Source organism: Streptococcus chenjunshii (genome assembly GCF_003086355.1).
Taxonomy (GTDB): Bacteria; Bacillota; Bacilli; order Lactobacillales; family Streptococcaceae; genus Streptococcus; species Streptococcus chenjunshii.
Window position 1 is genome coordinate 1,456,537 of sequence record NZ_CP031733.1, and the last position, 16,924, is coordinate 1,473,460.

A 16,924-nucleotide genomic window follows, 5' to 3' on the forward strand; every position below is an offset into this window, starting at 1 on the left:
ATACTATTTTTTCAAAATCTGTCAATAGAATTCTCTCATTTTCTTTCAAATTATTGCCAAACATTTGATAAAAAGAAAACGCCTAAGCCAAAGCCATGCTTTGCGCTTAGACGGATCGCTACAGAAAAAATCCAGAGATTATTTGATTAAAGCAGTCGAGTGAACCAAACGATTATCACGGTCAGGATAAATATATTTAATCGCCTGTGCTACTGCTGTCGGTGCTTCACCAAAACCAGAGGCAATCAGATCTATTTTCCCCTCATAGCTGGCTGCATCTCCGATGGCATAAACACCTTCCTGACTTGTTTCAAAAAGCGGCGACACCATAATGCTGGAACGTTTAAAGTCCAGCCCCCAGTTTTTAAGATTTTTGTTAGAAGTAGAAAAACCAAAGCTGACAATCAGTGCATCCAAGTCGAGAGTGATAGCCTCCTCAGATTTAACTTTTTGAATTTTAAGGCGGTCAGCAAAGCCATTTTGACCGCTGATTTCAACAGGGATATAAGGTGTTAGAATCCTGACACCGGAAGTCTGTAAAAGTTCCACACTGTGCTCATGCGCCCGAAAAGCATCACGGCGGTGAATCAATGTCACACTTTCAGCTATCTCATCTAAATGCAGTGCCCAATCAACAGCTGAATCCCCTCCGCCGCAAATGATAACTTTTTTACCTGCAAAGTCTTCTAATCGGTGCACATTATAAAAGAGATTATTGTCAGCGTAATCCAGCTCATGATCTAGACCTAAGCGCCTAGGAGCAAAAGCTCCGTTGCCGCAGGCGATAATAAGGGCCCGCGAAAAATGCTCTGCTTTATCAGTTTGAATCGTAAAAAGGCCCTCTTCTTTCACAAAAGTCTTTACTTCTTCCTTCAGACAGACTGTGATTTGATCCTCAAAACGTTCCAGCTGTTCAAGCAGTTTAGATGTCAGGTCTGCACCGCTGACAGCCGGAAAAGCCGGAATATCGTAAATTAACTTTTCGGGATATAAAACGGCAGGCTGCCCTCCCAATTCCGACAGGCTTTCAATAATTTTGACAGATACTCCGCGCAGACCGGCATAAAACGCCGCAAAAAGGCCTGCAGGACCGCCGCCAACAATCGTAATATCATAGATTTCTTTATTTTTTGTCATCATTTCTCCATTCTAAACGATTAACCCGCTCAATTATGAGATAAGAGCAGCTGATCAGCTGCTGCTCTGAACGCGCTTTAACCTGTGGGTTTCTCTATAATGAGCCCCTGTTTTCAGCCAGTCACACAAGCTGATCAGAAACTTAAATCAGCTCTTTATAAGCTGCAGCTGTTTTAATCTGACCGCCGATCCAACTCATTTTTGATTTTTTTCAGAAGCTCTTCAGCTTCATCTGACAGCTGACAGTTTTCCAGTAAATCCGGTCTTCTCTCGTAGGTTTTTCGTAAACTTTGTTCCAGCCGCCAAAGACGGATTTTCTCATGATGGCCGCTCAGCAGCACATCCGGCACCCGCTGCCCCTGAAAATCATAAGGACGGGTATATTGAGGGTACTCAAGCAGACCGGAAGAAAAAGAATCATCCTGATGACTGACCCTTTTGCCAAGAACATCCGGCAGCAAACGCACAGTGGCATCTATGACTGCCATAGCAGCCAGTTCACCGCCAGTTAAAACAAAGTCTCCCAGTGAAATCTCATCTGTTACTAGACTTTTAATCCGCTCATCGTAGCCTTCATAGTGTCCGCAAATAAAAATCAGTTCATCTTCTCTTGACAGTTCCTCTGCATAAGCTTGGTCAAAGGACCTGCCTGCAGGATCTAGCAAAATAATTCGAGGCTTAACAGCCGCAATTTGTTCAACAGCCGCAAAAATAGGCTGAGCACGCAGGAGCATCCCCTGTCCGCCGCCATAGGGCTCATCATCAACATGACGGGCGTTTTCGGCCTGTTCCCGAAAATTATGATAAGTGATTTCAAGCAAGCCTTTATCCTTTGCTTTTCCAAGAATGGAATGCTCCAAAGGGGCAAACATTTCCGGAAACAAGGTCAGAATATCAATCTTCATCATCTAATCCTTCCAAAAGACTGACAGCAACACAGCCAGCCTCGGTATCAACATCAAGAATGACGGATGGGATATAGGGAAGCAGCAAGTCCTGTCTGCCTTTACGTTTAACAACCCAGACATCATTGGCCCCTGGCTGGAGAATTTCTTTGATTGTCCCAATGAAATTCCCTTCTTCATAAACATCTAGGCCAATAATCTCGTGGTAGTAAAATTCACCTTCCTGAAGATCCGACAGGTTTTCTTCAGCAACTTTCAAAGAAAAACCCCTATATTGCTCAATTGCATTAATGTGATTCATCCCTTCAAACTTGATAATATCAAAGTTCTTTTGTTTGCGGTGGCTGACAATGGTTACATCTCTGATAAACTGATCTTTATCGTCAAACAAGGCCAAAACAGATCCCTTTTTGAAACGTTCTTCAGCAAAATCAGTGACACTGAGCACCCGCATCTCACCTTGAAGACCCTGTGTATTAACAATCTTTCCAACATTAAAATAATTCATCTTTGCTCCGCTCACATTTTTTAACTCTTAGCAATAAAACAAAAGAAAAGACAGGCCTGGCCTGTCAAAGACTTTCACTGGGGTAGCTGGATTCGAACCAACGCATGAGGGAGTCAAAGTCCCTTGCCTTACCGCTTGGCCATACCCCAAAACTAATTACTATTTTAGGCTAATCAAAAGTATTTGTCAAGGTGTCTGAAAAGAAAATTATCCTGTTTAAAGAAGACTGTCCTCAAATTTGAGACAAACAGAAACTTGAGGACAGTACCAAAACAGAGGTCTTATTTTTCGTCAATGACCAGCCTGACTTTTTTACCTTGAGTCGGCACCGAATAAACAATGGATCTTATCGCCGTAATCGTACGGCCTTTTTTACCGATAATCCGGCCGATATCCTGAGTCGCTAAATCAAGATGGTATTCCAGAAAATCAGGGGTGTCTTTGATTCTAATTGTAAATAAATCCGGTTGTGAAATCAAAGGCGTCACAATAGCAACAATTAGATTTTCGATTGTATCCATAGGCTCACACTATTTTTTAAATTTAGAATCATGGAACTTTTTCATAATTCCGGCTTTTGAAAGAATATTGCGGACTGTATCAGAAGGCTGAGCGCCCTTAGACAGCCAATCAAGAATCCGTTCTTCTTTGAGCGTCACTTGATTTTCTTCAATAAGCGGATTATAGGTTCCAACAGTTTCGATAAAACGGCCATCGCGCGGAGAACGCGAATCAGCTACATTGATACGATAAAAAGGTTTTTTCTTAGATCCCATGCGTGTTAAACGAATTTTTACTGCCATTAATTAAAATCTCTTTTCTAATATATAATATTGGACTAAACTATCATAAATGATAGAACTGTCTTAATTATTGTAACATAAAAAACAGAGGTGTCAAGTTTTTTTCTTGACACCCCCTGTTTTTTTACAATAAATGCTTTATAAATTTACCGCCGTAAATCCAAAAGTAACCATAAAACACAATAGAAACCGGCTTGCAAAGCAACATAATTTTGATAAACCGCCTGTATGTCATACTGGTAAGTCCTGTCACCATGACTAAAATGTCGGCAGGGGAGACAGGAGAGAGCATATTCAAGATGAAAAATTTCTCATAAGTCGGTGTAAAAAGCATCTTTTCATAACGGTGAAACTGTTTTTCTGTTACAAACAAGAAAATAAATTTTCGGCCAAAATGGCGTGTCAAAGCAAAAAGAATGATACTTCCGATAACAATCCCCAAGTAGTTTAAAATAAAACCTAGAAAAGGACCGAAAGCCAAAAAGCCAACAACAGTTGTGACACCGCCGGGAATAATGGGAATCACAACTTGAATAATCTGTAACAGAAAAAAAAGTAAAGCCCCTAAAACCAGCTGTTCTTTTAATGCCTTCGTCAGAGCATCTGGATTATTTAAGATATTTAAGCCTTTAAACAGATAAACAACAAAAACAATCGTCACAAGAAGAGACAGCCAGCCAATAAGCTTAAAAATTTTTTGCCAAGTATGGTAAGACATCATACCCCTTCTAACAAGATACAAAAATCGTGAAAAACGCAAAAGGAAAAGAGAGGAGGCCGATCAATGAATCCTCAGATTCGAGGACAGTCTATACTCACTGAGCAGCCACACTCGTAATTCGCTTGCACTTCAAATAATCGCGTCTCTTTCCCAGCAGCTTTAGGCTGTGATCAGCTTATTAACTATTCATAGCGCAAAGCTTCAATCGGATCCAGCTTACTTGCTTTATTGGCAGGCAAAATCCCAAAGATAATTCCGATAAAAGCTGAGAAGACAATACTGATAATAACGACCTGAAGCGATACTTCCGGAATAATCTGCTGTGCTTTCAAAGGGTCTTTTAAAGCTTGAACGCCAGCATAAGCCAAAAGCAAGCCAATAAAACCACCTAAAATAGTCAAAACCATAGACTCAATCAAAAATTGGCTCAATATTTTTCCGCGTGTCGCTCCTAGGGCTTTACGCAGACCAATTTCGCGTGTCCTCTCCGTTACCGAAACCAGCATAATGTTCATCACACCGATACCCCCTACAAGCAGAGAAATACCGGCAATAACACCGAAAGCCAATGTATACATGCTAGCTATTTGATTAGCTTGTTCGATAAGAGCGTCCATATTGTAATTTTCATAAAAGCCATCTCTGGCCCCTGACAGTTTAGTCAGCTCGGCGCCAGCCTGTTTGCCAATTGCATTGGCTTTACTGACATCATCAATATGAAAATAAATTTGGTCGTTTTCCTTAGCACCAAATTCACTGGCCAGCTGTGTATTGGTCATAATAGCATTGCCTCCAGATGCTATATTATAAGAATTGTTAGCGTCCTCGTCTTTATAAACACCAACAACCAAATAATTTTTATCTGTCAAATCAACGACCTGATTCAGAGCAGATTCACTGTCTCCAAAAAGCTGTTTAGCCAGACGGTCTTCCAGCATGATGATCCGGGCAAATGTCCGGTAATCGGTATCAGTAAAAGCCCGTCCTGATACAATCTTAAATTTCTGAACAGACAGATAGGTCCCGTTAATTCCTGTTATATTAACGTTATCAATCGTTTTTTTCCCATAAGATACAGCAGAGGTTGTACTGTTGGTGATATAGTAATTAGATATTCCATCCGTATTTTGTGCAATCTGCTGCACCCATTCTTCTTTTAGAGTCGGAGCCTCCTCTGATAATGCATTAGTATCACCTGAATAATAAGGATCTTCTTCCGCTTTCTTTTGTTCAGCGGTTTTATAGTAAACATTTAAGTTTTTCTGACTTTGGTAGACTTGATTATTAATTCCGTTTTGCAGTCCCTGCCCCAGAGCCATGATAAGAACGACAGAGGCCACACCGATGATAATCCCCAGCATGGTCAGAAAAGAGCGCATTTTGTGCCCCATAATTGAACTAAGGGCAAATTTCCAGTTTTCCATTTTCCCCTCCCTAGTCAATTCTGACACTGTCTGTTGTGTCGGCACTGATTTCTCCGTCTCGGATAACAATCCGGCGCTTAGCGAAGTCGGCAATTTCAGGTTCATGCGTTACCATAATAATCGTTTTGCCTTCCTGATTGAGCTCTGTCAGCAGCTCCATGATTTGCTCGCCCGTTTTGGTATCGAGAGCGCCTGTTGGTTCATCCGCTAAGATAATCGCAGGACTGTTGACCAACGCCCGAGCAATGGCGACCCGCTGCTTCTGTCCACCGGATAATTCAGACGGCAAATGTTTGATACGATCAGACAGTTCAACCTTATCCAAAAACTGCCGAGCCAGCTGCCGTCTTTTCCCGACACCAACTCCTGCATATATTAAAGGCAGCTCGACATTTTGCAGAGCATTCAATTTAGATAGAAGAAAAAACTGCTGGAAAATAAATCCAATTTCTTCATTGCGGACAGCAGCCAGCTTTTTCTCTTTCAGATGCTCAACTCGAGTACCATCCAGACTGTAGTCACCTGATGTCGGTTTATCAAGCAGACCGATAATATTCATCAGAGTAGACTTTCCTGAACCGGAAGGCCCCATAATAGCTAAAAATTCTCCTTCATCAACTGTCAGGTCTATTCCCTTTAAAACTTGTAATTCCTGATCGCCGTTCTGATAAGATTTGGTGATTTGATGCAGATCGATTAATTTTTTTCTATCTTTTGCCATCCTTGCTCACCTCTTATTTATCCTCAGCTGAATCTGTATCTCCTGATACCGTATTGTCAACTTTCTGCCCTTCTTTAAGGTTTTTATCGGGATTTTCAATTACAATCTGACCTGTCTGCAAACCGCCTGTGATTTCCTGCGATTTAGCATCAGCATTTCCCAGACTGACTTCAGTTTTTTTCACCTGAGAAGAATTATCATCATAAAGCCAGACATAATTTTTATCACCTTCATTGACTATCGCTGTCAGCGGCACCAAGATATGTTTAGTATCATCTGTCACTTCAACGGAAACGGTAAATCCTTGCTTTAAGTCATTGAGCGGACTGGTGATATCAGCTCTATATTCATAGCTTGCCCCGCTCGAATTCCCTGATGAATTGGAATTGCCTGACGAATTGCTGGAGGTATTTCCAGTATTGCCTGTTTCTTTAGGGTAATTGGAAATATGTGAAATCGTTCCTGTCCATTCCTGATCAGGATAGACTTTAGAAGTGATCTTGACCTGCTGACCGTTACTGATGTTGGCCAAATCATACTCTGTCAAGGTTCCTTCAATCCGCAGCTGCCCTTCTGTAACTACATGAACCAATGTCTGACTTTCTTTAGAGGATGGATCGACATCATGATTCACTTCAACGACAGTTCCCGTCACATCACTGGTAATAATTGTTTGGTTGAGCGCTTCCTGAGCTTTAGAGATTTCAGACTGAGTATCAGCATAGGAATCATTAAGATCCTGAAGCTGCTGATTATAGTTAGCAGTTGCTTGCTGAGTTGGAGGAACAGTAGTTGTTGTTGTTTCCCCCGTTTCTTCATCAACAGAAGTTTCTGTTGTCGGCAAATTGCCGTAAGTCTTCAGGTATTCAATCTGACGGGCGATTTTATTAGCCGCTCTGACAGCACTGTCATAAGCTGCCTGTGCCGTTGTTGCATCATATTGAACTAGCTGCTGACCAGCAGTGACCTGATCCCCTGCTGATACGTTCACTGTCGCCTGCGTTCCTTTGCTGCTGTCGAAGTAGACATACTGTTCTGAAGTCGCTTTAACCGTTCCTGACAGCAGAGTTGTCGATTTGACATTGCCTTCTGTGGCATTGACCAAAGAATATTCCTTGGAGGCAGAATCTGACTGTGAACTATTCTGCTGCAAATATAGAACAGTACCGATAATAATAACACCGGCTGCAACAGCTCCCCATATGATACCTTTTGTTCTTTTGCTTAGTTGCTTTGTTCTTCTCTTTTTAACCATAATGCCTCCTCTGATTTGTATTACATCATTAGAACAAGTATATAATCTTTTTAAGCTCTTGTCAAGAAAATTCTGACTGGTTTAAAGAGATTTTATGGACTGCTTTACTATATTTAGTATAGCTGATAAATCCAACAATGACCTTACAGTTTTGTAAGAAAAAAAGAGGGACAGACGTCCTCTCACCTAATCGAAAGCAGGCACTCAAAATCAGCTTGATTCAGCAGCTGACTGTTTTGCTGGCCTAATCGCCAAAACAATCTTCAATAAGGGTAGCCGCGTGTCCCATCAGCTGAGTGCTGTCCTGCATTTTGCTGCCCAGTGCTCTAACGGCTTCCCCTTCATTGATTGTTGCCAGCTCCTGTCCCAGCTCTTCAAAACGAGCCTTTACCGCTGCTAATATCTGACCCACTGCCTTCTGGCTGCGGACGATGGCCTCTAAACCGGCCGCTCCGTAAAAAGCATCCTCCATCCCAGTGCGAAAGACTGGTGTAAAGCCGCCCAGCATACCTGATACCGTATTAATCGTTGTCAGAGCGGTCGTCATCTGGCTGTCAATCGCTGTCAGACTGGTGTTGACTGTCTTCATCGTTTCCAAAACCGATATGGCTTTCCCAAGGGGCCCAAAAGTCTTTTTAGGCGGTGTTTGACCATCGGGTTTTAAATCCAGTTTGTCCTTGTAGCTAACGGTTTTCTTCGCCTCCTTCAGTAAATCGTCCAAACTGTAAGAAAGACCAGTCATCTTAACATTGACTTCGGTCAGAGAGTCTTCTGCACCGCGCAGGTAGGTCGAAAACTGTCCGGACATGTCCTCGGCCAAATCGCTGGACCGCACATCCACCTGATCGTCAAAGGCCGATAGCACCGCCCGGTCATCAAAAACCCCGCTGCTCTCCAGATAACCCTCATAACTCTCGGATACACTGACCGCCACATCCGGAATCTGGCTGGTATCAAAAGTGCTGATAGCATTGGCCAGACCGATATCTGCAGTCTCCATCGTCGTTTTGATGGTCTGCGCCACACTTGAGGTATAAGCGACTGCCTGCAAAAGGCTGGTCAGATTCTGAGCGATAACCCCCAGCAGTTCATGGACAGCCTGAGGCAGACCGTCCGCAAACTGACTGCGGCTGCCTAAACCCTGAAGCGACGCTTCAATGGCCCCTTCGAACTGGTTAACCAGATTTTCGCCTTTTTTAGCTAAGGCGCTGGTGCTGGTGTTTTCAAGCAGTCCGCCGTCAAGTGCTTCCGTAAGCCAATCATTCAAACTGCTGCTCGTAATCTGGGAAACCTGAGAGAGAATCTCACCGTCAATCATGCTTTTTAAGCTGCTGGCAGCGGTCGCCATCGTCTCCAGCTCACTGGCGGTCGTCTTGGGGTTCCAGCCTTTCTCTCCCTTAAACCAGTCTTTGGTCCAGGTATCAAACTGCCCGGAAAAGGCAGAGCTTTTGTAGTTGGAAAGGGTGGGCAGCTCATCAAACAGCTCTTCTAAGTCTTCACAAGCCTTGTCAATATCTTCGATGGCCTTGACCAGACTGATATTGTGCAGGTGCTCGACGATAACGGTTTTCAAATTCTGCTGCCGGCCGCTCATATTCTCCATAACGGTCAGATTTTCGGCAGATGCCCGAGCTGTCAGGTCAATCAGGTCTTGGAGCTGACTCTGGACGGTTCCAAGATTGCCTATCAGCCCTTCTAATGCCGCTGTATCCAGTTTAATCGTCCCGCCGGAAGAAGCAAAAGACGGCAGCAGAGGCTGACTGGTCAGGTAGTCCGGGGTTACGGCGAATTCTAAACTGCCGTCGCGGCCAAAATCAACACCGTAAGCTTCTTCCAGCACAATCTGTCTGCTGTAGGCCATGGCCTCAGCACTCTGACGGTAGTCCCGCATGCTGTGGAAGACAGGAACATCCACCGCCTGAACCCGCCCCAAATACAAAGGGTCGCTTTGGGTTCCCATAGCGATCTCCAAAGCGGTCATGAGTCCGCTGGCGGCCTTATCCCCATTGCGGTTAAACAAATCGATGTGACCGTCAAAGGAAATTTCCCCTTTGGGCTGATCCCAGAGGGCATTGGTCAGGATATCCCGGGTGGTGGAAAAGGTGATCGCATAGCCCTGATAATCCGCAACCAGCTTTTTAGCCCGGTCGGCTGCTGTGCGGGAGGCTTCTGCTGCAGTGAAGAGTTCCGGAGGCGCATAGCCGTTGTTAGTGGTCAGAGCTTGCTGCAGCGCGGTTTCCTGCAGAGTGAGAAGACTGACGGCCTGAGGAGCCCCTTGAAAACCGAACTTGTAAGGAATCTGCTTGAGGGCAGCCACACGGCTGGAGAGAAAATCGCCGTAGGAATGGCCGGCAGAAACTGTGATATTGGCTCCCTGCCGCTCCACTTTTTCATAAAAGGCGGCAGCTTTCTTTTCCAATTCTTCCAAATAAAGGGCATCATTGGTTCCGATAGCCATATCGGAGGTCACATCGGTCATGCCGTCCGCCTTCATATTGGTGCCGGCATAGGCAATATAGGTCTCGCCCGTCTGACTGTCCTCTACCGCCAGCGCTGCCACCCCTGTCTCCTCATCGTACATAGCGTCCGTGATGGTGGTATTATTTGGAACATAAAAATCTTTTAATGCCTTTTTATTTAACTCATCTTGATTTAGCTTGGGATTATCTTTTAGTGCTTTTGTATAATTTTGTTCATATGTGTAAACATAATCGGAAATCTCAGCTGATACATCAACTCGTCGTTCTAATTTTTCAGCACCACTTAATTCACTCATTATTTCACTCCCTGAAAGTTATTTTATTTATAATATCAAAAATTTTATAATCATCTACTAGACTAATTCTTATAACATATACCATGTCATCCCCTTCATAGTAATTCTCTATATAAAGAGATATATCTGCATTTTGGTTTATATCATACCTTTCCATCAATTGCTTCAAAAAAGGAATACTGCTGTCTACCTCATAACTTATATCTTTCAAATAAGTTTCCGGATGTTCAGCTGTATAATCTGAAATAGGGAGTTTTTCAAAAAAATCTTTTTCCAAATGAAGATTAAAAAGGTTATCATCATACTCTATTGGAACAGAACTAGGATAAAATAGTTTATTATTTTCATTAACAGAAACAAGATATTCTACTGCCTTCCCGTCTTCTGTAATAGTATACGTTCCGTCTTTACTATAAATTAATTTATCAAAATTAACACCATAACTCTTTTCTATATTCGTTTTTCGCTCTGTCTCAAATAAAGTACTTTTGTACTTACTAATCTTAGAAAAATCCTTCTTTTCTTCTGCCAGAAAATCAAAAAGAGGCTGGAATTCCTGTTCCAGTTCGTACTGTTCTTTAGTGCGGTTATCAGGGATAGGTTCTTTGGTGCAGGCTGCAGCTGTCATTAGTATCACTCCTCCTAAAATCAGGAGACCTCGTTTCCATAAGCTTTTCATCGCTGGCTCCTTTTTTGCTTTTTTATTATTGTAACATGGTTTGCTTTAATGTGAAAATTATGAGAATTAGGACTGATATTGATGAGGAATCTGCTTGAGTGCAGCCACACGGCTAGAGAGAAAATCGCCGTAGGAATGGCCGGCAGAGACTGTGATATGGGCTCCCTGCCGCTCCACTTTTTCATAAAAGGCGGCAGCTTTCTTTTCCAATTCTTCCAAATAAAGGGCATCATTGGTCCCGATAGCCATATCGGAGGTCACATCGGTCATGCCGTCCGCCTTCATATAATACCAGTGCGAAAAAACACAGTTTGAATATCAAAATGAGGCAGGGTCCCCCGCCTCGTTTTACTTTTTAAACAGATGAATTTGGCGCAGTGCTGATTAGAAGTTCTCATCCTTTCCTTTGTTGTACAGGGGACAGCGGCCTCCCTAATCAGCTGCGGAGAGGCAAAATCGAAATTGTCATAAACTGACAATTTACCGGTTGTTGTCCAACTTTCACATCGTTTTATTTGCTATGAAAGTTTTAGATAGCCTGTGTTAAAAAACCTCTGCTTTCCAGTACACGAATCATAGCAGCTGCTGTATCAATAGCTGTAAAAAGCGGGATACCGTGTTCAATTGCAGAACTGCGGATTGTTTGGCCATCTTCATCAAAGGTTCGCTTGTTGCCAACTGTATTAATAATAGCCTGAACCTTACCGCGCCGAACTAGAGCCGGAATATCATTTTTATCATTTTCACCAAGTTTATTGACCAAAACAGCTTCCAAACCATTTTCCCGGAAATAGTCAGCTGTTCCTGCTGTCGCTAAAATACTATAGCCGACATTAGCAAAGCGGCGGGCCAGATGTAAGGCTTCAGCCTTTGTATCATCAGCAATTGTAAAGATAACATTGCCGAAGGCAGGCAAGTGGAAATAAGAGGCTTCAAACGCCTTATAAAGGGCTTTTTCAAGTGTTAAGTCAGAACCCATAACTTCGCCTGTTGATTTCATTTCCGGACCGAGCAAGCTGTCGACTTTAGCCAGCTTAGTAAAAGAAAAGACCGGCGCTTTAACATGGACGTGGCTGCTTGCTGGATATAAACCATCTTTGTAGCCCAAATCAGCAAGTTTGGCACCTAAAATAAGCTGAGTAGCGACTTGCGCCATAGGAATATCTGTAACCTTTGACAGGAAAGGCACCGTACGGCTGGCTCTCGGATTCACTTCAATAACGTAAACTGTTTCATCTTTAATAACAAACTGAATGTTCATCATTCCGATGCAATTGAGCCCCAGTGCTAAGCGTTTTGTATAGTCTGCAATTGTAGCCTGAAGCGATTCTGAAAGGGTCTGCGGTGGATAAACAGCCATAGAATCCCCTGAATGCACGCCGGCACGCTCAATGTGTTCCATGATACCTGGAATCAGAACCTGTTCCCCATCTGAAATCGCATCAACTTCGCACTCACGCCCAACTAAATAAGAGTCAACGAGCACCGGATGTTCCGGACTGGCTTTAACTGCTGTCCGCATATAGGATCGCAGGTCTTCTTCGTTTTCAACAATTTCCATAGCCCGTCCGCCTAAAACATAAGACGGACGTACCAGAACCGGAAAACCAATCTTACGGGCTGCCTGCAGTGCCTCTTCTTCGTTGGTGGCTGTTTGGCCAGGGGGCTGAGGAATCGCTAGTTCCTTGAGCGCTTTCTCAAAAAGGTCACGGTCTTCAGCACGGTCTAAGTCGGCTACCTGTGTCCCTAAAATCTTGATACCAGCGTTGGCCAAGGGCTCTGCTAAATTGATAGCCGTCTGGCCGCCAAACTGAACAATAACCCCTTTAGGCTGTTCCAGTTCAATGACATTCATCACATCTTCAAAGGTCAGAGGTTCAAAATAGAGTTTGTCAGAAATGGAAAAATCGGTTGAAACAGTTTCCGGATTTGAATTCATAATGATGGCTTCATAACCCGCTGCCTGAATGGCTTTAACAGAGTGGACTGTAGCATAGTCAAATTCAACTCCCTGACCGATTCGAATCGGTCCGGATCCCAAAACAATGACCGATTCTTTATCTGAACGGACAGATTCATTTTCCCATTCGTAAGTTGAATAAAAATAAGGTGTAGCCGATGCAAATTCCGCTGCACAGGTGTCAACCATTTTATAAACTGGAACAATTTGGTGCTCTAGGCGAAAAGAACGCAGCTGTTCTGAACTGATCTGCCATAAATCTGCTATTTTCTGATCTGAAAACCCATAACTTTTAGCTTCTTTCAGAACACTAACGTCTCCATGATGCTCAGCCAGCTCCTGCTCCAGCTCAAAAATATGCAGCAGTTTATCCAGAAAGAAAGGATCAATTTTAGTTAAATCAGCAATTTCAGAGATAGCAAAACCGCGCCGGATAGCTTCTGACACATAGAAAAGCCGGTCATCCTGAGCCTTGACAATTTTTTCAAATAAGGCATCGTCGCTGACCCCTTCCAGCTCTGGCATTTCATTATGATAGAGACCGATTTCCAAAGAACGGCAGGCTTTGAGCAGGCTCTCTTCAATATTGCGTCCGATAGCCATAACCTCACCGGTCGCTTTCATCTGAGTTCCAAGCCTGCGCTCTCCCCGTTCAAATTTATCGAAAGGAAAACGCGGAATTTTAGCAACGACATAATCAAGAGCCGGTTCAAAGAGCGCGTAAGTACTTCCCGTCACCGGATTAACCATTTCATCTAATGTCAGCCCAACAGCGATTTTGGCAGCTAATTTGGCAATCGGATAGCCGGTTGCTTTTGAGGCTAAGGCTGACGAGCGTGAAACACGAGGATTAACCTCAATGACATAATATTTGAAACTCTTAGGATCAAGAGCCAGCTGAACATTGCAGCCGCCTTCAATTTTTAAAGCACGAATAATACTGAGGCTGGCATCGCGCAGCATCTGGTTTTCAATATCAGACAGGGTCTGTGTCGGTGCAAAAACAATAGAATCACCTGTATGAATACCGACCGGATCAAAATTTTCCATATTGCAGACAACGAGTGCATTATCGGCACTGTCCCGCATCACTTCATACTCTATCTCCTTAAAGCCGGCAATAGACCGTTCAATCAGACACTGGGTAACCGGAGAAAGCTTAAGACCGTTCCCAGCAATCTCACGGAGTTCTTCTGCATTGCTGCACATCCCGCCGCCAGTTCCGCCGAGAGTAAAGGCTGGGCGGACAATAACCGGATAGCCGATGGCCTCTGCAAAATCAAGAGCCTCTTCAACTGTGTTAACGATTTCCGACTCCGGAATAGGCTGATTGAGGTCCTCCATAAGCTGTTTAAAAAGATCACGATCTTCAGCCTGATCAATGGCTGATAATTTTGTGCCCAGCAGCTCTACACCAAGTTCATCAAGAATACCGGCTTTTGCCAGTTCCATCGCCATGTTCAGTCCAGTCTGCCCTCCCAAAGTAGGCAGCAGAGCATCCGGACGTTCCTTGCGCAGAATCCGAGTGACAAATTCAATCGTAATTGGCTCAATATAAACTTGATCTGCAATCTCCTTATCGGTCATAATCGTAGCAGGATTTGAATTGACAAGAACGACGCTGTAACCTTCTTCTTTTAAAGCCAGACAGGCTTGGGTACCTGCATAATCAAATTCAGCAGCCTGACCGATAACGATAGGACCTGAACCGATAACCATAATTTTTTGAATATCTGTACGTTTTGGCATTACTTACCTCTAGTTTCTACTCTCTTGCTCTGTCTTATCTTTTCAGACTGACCGCCGCTGGATATAAGCATCTTGTCCGTCTGAAAATATGACACATACATTTATCCTTAAGATGAGTCAGTTTAGCCTAGCAACTGGACATTATCAAGCTCCAGTCTGTTTAAAAGCATCGATTAACTCTAGAAATTCATCAAAAAGATAGCTGGCGTCATGCGGTCCCGGTGCTGCATCAGGATGGAACTGCACAGAAAAAGCCGGATAATCGCGGTGTCGTACACCTTCAACAGATTTATCATTGATTTCTTCATGTGTGACCATCAGACAATCCGGAAGCGTTTCACGGTCAACAGCATAACCGTGATTCTGACTGGTGAAGTCAATGCGGCCTGTAGCGATTTCCCGAACAGCATGATTAAAACCGCGGTGGCCGAATTTCATTTTATAAGTTTTGGCGCCGTTAGCCAGACTAAATAACTGATGACCCATACAGATACCAAAAATCGGAATCTTCCCCTGAATGCCTCGAATCATCTCTTTAGCATAAGGGACATCTTCAGGATTGCCAGGACCGTTTGAAAGCATAACACCGTCCGGATTCAGCTGCAGGATTTCTTCAGCAGTAATATTGTGAGAAACGACAGTTACATTGCAGTTGCGCTTGGAAAATTCACGAAGAATAGAATGTTTCAGACCAAAATCCACTAAAACAATATTCTTGCCGATACCAGGAGCCGGATAGGCTGTTTTAGTTGAAACTTGTTCAACATTGTTAGTGGGCAGAACTGTCGCCCGCAGCTGATCTTCCAAATGCTCCAGATCATCGCCGACACTGGCCATAGTTGCTTTCATCGTCCCATGCCGGCGAATAATTTTAGTCAGAGCACGAGTATCAATTCCAGCAATTCCAGGAATATGCTTGGCTTTTAAAAATTCATCCAGCCCCATTTGTTTGCGCCAGTTGCTGGCTCTGCGGGCATACTCACGGACCACAACCCCTCTGCAAGTCGGGATAATTGATTCATAGTCATCACGGTTAATACCGTAATTGCCGACTAAGGGATAAGTAAAAGTCAAAATCTGGCCGTTATAAGACTGATCTGTGATAGATTCCTGATAGCCTGTCATGCCTGTGTTAAAAACAATCTCACCGGTCACGTCCACATCTGCACCAAAAGCAGTTCCAGTAAAAACGGTGCCGTCCTCTAAAATTAAAAGTCTTTTTGTCATCTTTTTTCTCCTTAAGCTCTTCAGGCAACAGTCAGACTGTTATTGCCATCTGACGGTTCTTAACGGCTTAAACTTTGCCCTGAAGCACCGCTTCAATGATAGCCATACGAACATAAACACCGTTTTGCATTTGCGTAACAATCCGCGACTGCGGTGCTTCCACTAATTGGTCAGCAATTTCAACATCGCGGTTAACAGGTGCAGGGTGCATCACAATAGCGCTGTCCTTTAAAAGCCGATAGCGATTTGGAGTTAAACCGTGCAGACTGTGGTAAGTCTCTTTAGAAAAACCGCTGCTGCTGTCATGGCGCTCATGCTGGACCCGCAGCAGCATCAGAACGTCAACTTTGTCAATGACCTCATCGATAAAAACATGTTTCCCATAAACATCGAATTCCTTGCTATACCATTGCTCAGGACCAGTAAAATAAAGCTGGGCTCCAAGACGTTTCAAAATCTGCATATTCGATTTTGCCACCCGGGAATGCGTAATATCACCGGCGATAGCAATTTTTAGATTTTCAAATCCACCAAATTCTTCATAAATTGTCATTAAATCCAACAGACTCTGACTGGGATGCTGACCGGAACCATCACCGCCGTTAACGATAGCAGACTGGATTGTCCGGCTGTCAACCAGCTGTTTATAGTAATCCACTTCCCAGTGGCGGACAACACAGATATCCACTCCTAAGGCACTCATTGTTAAAATCGTATCATAGAGGGTCTCGCCTTTGTTGACAGAACTTGTTTTAGCATCAAAGTCAACCACATCAAGACCGAGTTTTTTCTCAGCCACTTCAAATGATTTATGCGTTCTGGTGGAAGCCTCAAAAAAAAGGTTAGCTGCAAAGTACTGCCGGTTAAGCTGAGAACTGGCTTTATTATTTTTAAAAGCCAGGCCGCGTTTAATCAGGCCAAGCACTTCTTCATTAGATAAGGTTTCCATAGTCACCAAATGTTTTAAGGACACGATTCCGTCTGTTACTGCCATTTATAAACCCTCTGCAAGCTTCTTATATTTAAGATAAATTGATTAAGACTTGTACCTGACTTTTT

General features: G+C 43.5%; 15 protein-coding genes and 1 tRNA gene. All 16 read right to left on the minus strand.

The window, feature by feature from the left end; translation table 11 throughout:
- Positions 1–138: 138 nt before the first annotated feature.
- Positions 139–1,137: an NAD(P)/FAD-dependent oxidoreductase gene (locus DDV21_RS07035; RefSeq protein ID WP_116877690.1), complete on the minus strand. Its 999-nt coding sequence runs from the start codon at positions 1,135–1,137 to the stop codon at positions 139–141.
- Positions 1,138–1,310: 173 nt separating this feature from the next.
- Positions 1,311–2,045 carry a tRNA (guanosine(37)-N1)-methyltransferase TrmD gene (gene trmD, locus DDV21_RS07040; protein WP_116877691.1) on the minus strand — a complete coding sequence of 245 codons (735 nt, stop codon included), beginning with the start codon at positions 2,043–2,045 and terminating at the stop codon, positions 1,311–1,313.
- Positions 2,032–2,550: a ribosome maturation factor RimM gene (gene rimM / locus DDV21_RS07045; RefSeq protein ID WP_116877692.1), complete on the minus strand. Its 519-nt coding sequence runs from the start codon at positions 2,548–2,550 to the stop codon at positions 2,032–2,034. Before rimM ends, trmD begins: the two co-directional genes overlap by 14 nt.
- Positions 2,551–2,627: 77 nt before the next feature.
- Positions 2,628–2,699: transfer RNA gene (locus DDV21_RS07050), tRNA-Gln, on the minus strand.
- Positions 2,700–2,831: 132 nt separating this feature from the next.
- Positions 2,832–3,071, minus strand: a complete 240-nt coding sequence (locus DDV21_RS07055) for a KH domain-containing protein (RefSeq protein WP_116877693.1) — start codon at positions 3,069–3,071, stop codon at positions 2,832–2,834.
- A gap of 9 nt (positions 3,072–3,080) precedes the next feature.
- Complete coding sequence (gene rpsP, locus DDV21_RS07060) at positions 3,081–3,353, minus strand: 30S ribosomal protein S16 (protein ID WP_116877694.1); 273 nt, start codon at positions 3,351–3,353, stop codon at positions 3,081–3,083.
- 124 nt (positions 3,354–3,477) lie between these two features.
- Positions 3,478–4,074: a TVP38/TMEM64 family protein gene (locus tag DDV21_RS07065; protein ID WP_116877695.1), complete on the minus strand. Its 597-nt coding sequence runs from the start codon at positions 4,072–4,074 to the stop codon at positions 3,478–3,480.
- 182 nt (positions 4,075–4,256) lie between these two features.
- Positions 4,257–5,498: an ABC transporter permease gene (locus tag DDV21_RS07070; RefSeq protein ID WP_116877696.1), complete on the minus strand. Its 1,242-nt coding sequence runs from the start codon at positions 5,496–5,498 to the stop codon at positions 4,257–4,259.
- Between the two features lie 10 nt (positions 5,499–5,508).
- Complete coding sequence (locus DDV21_RS07075; RefSeq protein WP_116877697.1) at positions 5,509–6,219, minus strand: ABC transporter ATP-binding protein; 711 nt, start codon at positions 6,217–6,219, stop codon at positions 5,509–5,511.
- 13 nt (positions 6,220–6,232) lie between these two features.
- Complete coding sequence (locus DDV21_RS07080; protein WP_116877698.1) at positions 6,233–7,474, minus strand: efflux RND transporter periplasmic adaptor subunit; 1,242 nt, start codon at positions 7,472–7,474, stop codon at positions 6,233–6,235.
- 244 nt (positions 7,475–7,718) lie between these two features.
- Positions 7,719–10,250: an SA1320 family protein gene (locus DDV21_RS11915; protein ID WP_241964657.1), complete on the minus strand. Its 2,532-nt coding sequence runs from the start codon at positions 10,248–10,250 to the stop codon at positions 7,719–7,721.
- Positions 10,251–10,254: 4 nt separating this feature from the next.
- Positions 10,255–10,929, minus strand: coding sequence for a hypothetical protein (locus DDV21_RS07090; RefSeq protein WP_117287783.1), 675 nt, complete (start codon positions 10,927–10,929; stop codon positions 10,255–10,257).
- Between the two features lie 66 nt (positions 10,930–10,995).
- Complete coding sequence (locus DDV21_RS07095; protein WP_117287784.1) at positions 10,996–11,199, minus strand: hypothetical protein; 204 nt, start codon at positions 11,197–11,199, stop codon at positions 10,996–10,998.
- A gap of 259 nt (positions 11,200–11,458) precedes the next feature.
- Positions 11,459–14,638, minus strand: a complete 3,180-nt coding sequence (carB, locus tag DDV21_RS07100; protein ID WP_116879061.1) for a carbamoyl-phosphate synthase large subunit — start codon at positions 14,636–14,638, stop codon at positions 11,459–11,461.
- Positions 14,639–14,782: 144 nt separating this feature from the next.
- A complete protein-coding gene (locus DDV21_RS07105; RefSeq protein ID WP_116879062.1) occupies positions 14,783–15,865 on the minus strand; it encodes a carbamoyl phosphate synthase small subunit in 1,083 nt (360 codons plus the stop codon).
- A gap of 67 nt (positions 15,866–15,932) precedes the next feature.
- Positions 15,933–16,859, minus strand: coding sequence for an aspartate carbamoyltransferase catalytic subunit (locus DDV21_RS07110; RefSeq protein ID WP_116879063.1), 927 nt, complete (start codon positions 16,857–16,859; stop codon positions 15,933–15,935).
- Positions 16,860–16,924: the final 65 nt, after the last annotated feature.